Source organism: Phormidium sp. CCY1219 (genome assembly GCF_055795085.1).
Genome location: NZ_JAYFEQ010000288.1, coordinates 1 through 4084, shown reverse-complemented (window position 1 = coordinate 4084; position 4084 = coordinate 1). Strand labels below are relative to the sequence as shown.

At 50.6% G+C, this 4084-nt stretch carries 5 protein-coding genes; 3 read left to right on the top strand and 2 right to left on the bottom strand.

Annotation, left to right across the window (positions count from 1 at the left end):
• Nucleotides 1–100: 100 nt before the first annotated feature.
• Both AC0QH1_RS04530 and AC0QH1_RS04525 read right to left on the bottom strand, forming a co-directional pair.
• Nucleotides 101–1075 (bottom strand): hypothetical protein, encoded by a 975-nt coding sequence (locus AC0QH1_RS04530; protein WP_324629703.1) that lies wholly within the window; start codon nt 1073–1075, stop codon nt 101–103.
• A gap of 856 nt (nt 1076–1931) precedes the next feature.
• Complete coding sequence (locus tag AC0QH1_RS04525) at nt 1932–2171, bottom strand: hypothetical protein (protein WP_324629702.1); 240 nt, start codon at nt 2169–2171, stop codon at nt 1932–1934.
• Nucleotides 2172–2499: 328 nt separating this feature from the next.
• Between AC0QH1_RS04525 and AC0QH1_RS04520 the strand changes: the two genes are divergently transcribed.
• The 3 genes from AC0QH1_RS04520 to AC0QH1_RS04510 all read left to right on the top strand — a co-directional run bounded on the left by AC0QH1_RS04520 (nt 2500) and on the right by AC0QH1_RS04510 (nt 4012).
• Nucleotides 2500–2724, top strand: coding sequence for a Calvin cycle protein CP12 (locus AC0QH1_RS04520; RefSeq protein ID WP_324629701.1), 225 nt, complete (start codon nt 2500–2502; stop codon nt 2722–2724).
• A 212-nt stretch (nt 2725–2936) separates the two neighbouring features.
• The gene (locus AC0QH1_RS04515) at nt 2937–3536 is read left to right on the top strand and encodes a DUF3177 family protein (protein WP_324629699.1); all 600 of its coding nucleotides are present in this window, start codon (nt 2937–2939) and stop codon (nt 3534–3536) included.
• 176 nt (nt 3537–3712) lie between these two features.
• Complete coding sequence (locus tag AC0QH1_RS04510) at nt 3713–4012, top strand: DUF7734 family protein (RefSeq protein WP_324629698.1); 300 nt, start codon at nt 3713–3715, stop codon at nt 4010–4012.
• Nucleotides 4013–4084 lie beyond the last annotated feature (72 nt).

Sequence of the window (4084 nt, the reverse complement as noted above, 5' to 3'; positions counted from 1 at the left end):
TTTAGGCTGGTCAGGTGGTTAGAAGTACAAGCCCCTGGCTTTAGACATGGGGTTGGTTTCTACGGAGTCCCTGACTATTTATCCTTCCAAAAATATCGATTTAAAACAAAGACATTCCGTAGCCGACGCCCAGGGTAAAGCGAACTCCGTCCCCGGCGGTTTCGGTGACGTCGCTGAGGGTGGGAGTCAGTACCAGGGGCAGATTGCGAAACGGGACCACCGATGCGCCGACGTTCAAATCTTGACCGGTCCATTCGGTAAAGACGCTGACGGGGGGGACCACTTGCACGGCGACGCTACCAAAGACGCCGACGCTACCTTCGTCGTCTTGCACTTGCTCTTCGGTCCGAAAGCGTCCGCTGCCCACCCCGGCGGAGACGGAAATGCGGCTGAAGGGGTCTTGGCTGTTTTCTTTGACGCGAAACCGCTTGCTAACCACGCCGTAAACGCTGGTATCGGCATCGGAGAAGCCCCAGATGAGGGCGTTTTCCAGTCCTACGGCAACGGCGAAGTCTTGGGGAAGGGCGCGGTGCAGTTTGAAGTTAAACGAACCGCGATCGCCGAAGTCTGACAGATCCAATGCGGTAACGCCCACATCCAAACCGACGCTAGTTTGCGGGTTGCCAAAACTGACCACCACCCCCGCCGTTCCATCGGCATCTTCGGTGTAGCGGGTTCGTTCTTGATAGCTGAACCCGACGCCCACACTGCCAAAACTGCCTCCATAGGCGGTGGGGGTGTTGGAACTGCTTCCGGGTGCGCCGAGATAGATTTGCTGTAGGGGGACTTGTTGGATGGCTTGCAAGCGCTGTTGCAGTTGGCTGCTTTGTTGTTGAATCTCGCGCGCCGTCGGCGGGCTGTCGGGTCGGAATTCTCCCTCCGGATTATTGTCGTCAGGAGATGTATTGGTTTGGGCGCTGGGAAATGTCGCCCGGGTGGTGACCCTACCGCCGCCTAAGGCACAGGCTTCACAGCTTTGGGTTGGGGTTTGCGCCAGGGTGGGCCGCCCCAACCCTAGGGCAGCAAATCCAGCAACGGCAAAGAATATGGCGAGTTTTACACGGCACATCTTCATAAACCTGAGTGAGAGGATAGTGTGGGCGTCGTTCCACCGCAATTGGAGGTTAGAAATGAGCTAACCCGAGGGTCGGCTTTTCCACCGCAGCGGTGGGCGTTTCTCCAGTGGAGGGCGATCGGGTTTACTGGGGCATTTTTCAGGCGAGGAGCAAACACGCACTCGCATCAATGGAGGTTCTATCTGGCCTGAGAATGGTTGGCAATTGCCGCGATCGCGCTTTTTCGAGATTTCACTATTTAGGGATGGTCGCTGGTGAAGGTGTCTGGTTTGACCCCCCCCTGAATTAGCGACCCGTGAAATTTTTCGGTATGCTTTTTATCTTCCGCTTTGCTCACTCTATCATACTTTTTTCCCCAACAAATCTTTCAACCTTAAAATTTTATGGAAAGTTTTGAAAGGTTAATCAAGCCGGATTTATTTAGGTGAAAAATGCCGTCGGCTTGCTTGGCTTTTCCGCTCTAAACCCCTTGCAATCTGGGCTTTCGCCTGAGTTTTGCTTGCCCGTCTGACTGGATTTAACCTTCCAAAACCTCCCTAAAATTTTTCAGGCAAAGATTCGCGATCGCGTTAAGAATCGATCGCTTGACTCCCGGAAATTACAAAAATTCAGCACTCTAAATTCGATCGGAGTGCTTGGGTTCTAGAAACGCTATCCCACCGATTTGGGTTCGATAAAACGAGCGGTTGGCGATATATTCGGTTGTTGACGTCGCTTTGTGGCGCAAGGTTCCATCCCCCAACAGAAGATTTAACTCCCGCAGAAAACTCCCCCTGTGGGTACGCGGAACATAACCAGGCACGAGGGAGGAGGGATGCGGATGGGATTGACTCTTGGCCAACTCCAGGAGAAAATTTAGGGACATGCAAGCGCCAGTGGCGGCAACAACTGGCGGGCGATCGCCTTTGGGGCGGGTTGAGGGGCGATCGTCTTGTCGGAGGCGATCGCTTTCTCTTGCGGTTCTGAACTGAGGGGTCTAAAAATCACGAGGGGTTGCCGATTTTCCCCCATATGCTGTTTAAAACGCGCAAAAATCGCAGTTTCTTGACTGGGCAATGGATTATCTGCGCGCGATGGCTTAACATAAGTTAACATAGAAAACAGATCGGCCAGCAGAAAATTCATCGGGAGGGAAAGGCCATCGACATTCGTCAAGCTGAAAAAATAAAAACAGATACACTTTCAGTTCCCCTGTTCCTCTATCCCTAATTCCAGGGAAGCCGCGTTAAATACCAAATCTCGATTAACGGCGCGGCGTCGGTGGTTCCGAACACCTCCCCTCCCGGAAATCGCACCGACTCTAGAATCCCTCGGCACTTGCCGAATTCCTGGACTCGGGCACTCCCGGACAAAAAAGCTTCGCGCTAAAATCAATTCGGTTCCTAATTGCGTGCCGATCGCAGTAGTTAAGAGTACAAAAGCAATGAGCAACAATATCAACCAACAAATCGAACAAGAGCGCGAAAACGCGCGTAGCGTATGCGATACCAGTGGAGCAAGCTCCTCTGAATGTGCGGCGGCTTGGGATGCGGTAGAAGAAATGCAAGCTGAAGCCTCCGATCAGCGCAATACCAAACCCAAGTCTTCCTTTGAAAAATATTGCGATGATAATCCCGATGCCGCAGAGTGTCGGATCTACGACGAATAGATGAGCGTGACGGGATAAGGTGGCCCACCTCATCCGCCGAGATTGCGTGATTCAACTCGCATTCGTTAAAAATGCAACTAGATCTCGATTTATCGAGGTCCAGTTGCTTGCCTTTATGGTTGCCGATCGCGCAGATTTACCGGACTCTCTCCGGAAATAGCCGTTGGCGAGTGAACCAAAACTCGACCCCAGATAATTCCACGAGACAAATAATGGAGCAACCTTGGTTTCAACCGCTAGTCTGGATGGATTATCGACTAGCTGTAGTATTCACCGTTATTCTGCCCCTGGTGCTACTGATTTGGGCCTTTGCTGGCAAATCAGACGCCATACAACACCTGTTAGTCATTTATTGGCGGGTGGCTAGCTTGCTGCTCATTACCGTCTATCTGATGATTGGAGCGTTACCAATTAGCTTTATTTCAGCACTAGCGGCTCGCATTTTAATTCCCGTTTCCCTTTGGTTTTGGGTGGATATCAATGAAGATATTGATGACCAATCCCAGTCACCTTTGAAGCTGGCATTTACCTCCTGGCGTTGGGCAATTACCGTTTACATGGCGATCGGAAGCTTGGTTCAACTTCCCTTTCTCAGTTGTGCCTTTTCCAGTAAAGACGCAATTCTCGCGACTCCCTACTGTCGCGTGTGGTTAGATCCACCTTGGGGATTTAAGCAGCTTTTTCATACCGATGCCGACCCCGCAGTTTTAGGCTTTTTTGGGTTAATCGGCTTGACCTTTTACGTTCTTTGTTTTGCCTACTTTTTGTTTATTCGATTGGGAAAAGAAGGACGTTCCGCAACGGGTCACTAAGCTTTTAGGATGTAATAATCGCGGAAAATTACGCTTTCTTATGACTCGAAAAATGGCTCGATAAATTTATAATGGGCGAAGGCAGCAAGTGCCTAAAACGAGAAATTCACTGGGTTTAAAATTCCCCGTCCCACGTTTACAGTTCGTTGATTGTTGATTGAAAAGCATCGATTGAGATGAGCAATTCCATTGGGCAGCGCTTGGAACAATACACGGTTAGACGACCCCAAGAAGTGTTGATGGTCGAGGCTGAAATTGATGAGGAGATGGATGAAATTGCCATTTTTAAGGGATTTTCCAGTTCGTTAATGCGCCCCACTGCCTTCGATCCGGATGTTCCCGTCCTCCCCGATCGCGCCAAAATTATCAAAATCGATCGCTTAAAAGGTCCTCTGAATCCAAATCAGCCGCAATACATCGATCGCGGACTGACCTGGGAAACCATTCAGCCTTTGCTCGAAGAGGTTGGAGTTTGATACTCCCCGCGCTGAAGACGCGGGGATTCTTAAGCAGTCCAAAACTGAACTCTTAAAGGCATTATCAAAGTG

What these genes read in the sequence shown, in the direction of transcription:
- AC0QH1_RS04520 (WP_324629701.1), top strand. Translation starts at nt 2,500, where the DNA reads ATGAGCAACAATATCAACCAACAAATCGAACAAGAGCGCGAAAACGCG.
- AC0QH1_RS04525 (WP_324629702.1), bottom strand. Translation starts at nt 2,171, where the DNA reads ATGTTAACTTATGTTAAGCCATCGCGCGCAGATAATCCATTGCCCAGT.
- AC0QH1_RS04530 (WP_324629703.1), bottom strand. Translation starts at nt 1,075, where the DNA reads ATGAAGATGTGCCGTGTAAAACTCGCCATATTCTTTGCCGTTGCTGGA.
- AC0QH1_RS04510 (WP_324629698.1), top strand. Translation starts at nt 3,713, where the DNA reads ATGAGCAATTCCATTGGGCAGCGCTTGGAACAATACACGGTTAGACGA.
- AC0QH1_RS04515 (WP_324629699.1), top strand. Translation starts at nt 2,937, where the DNA reads ATGGAGCAACCTTGGTTTCAACCGCTAGTCTGGATGGATTATCGACTA.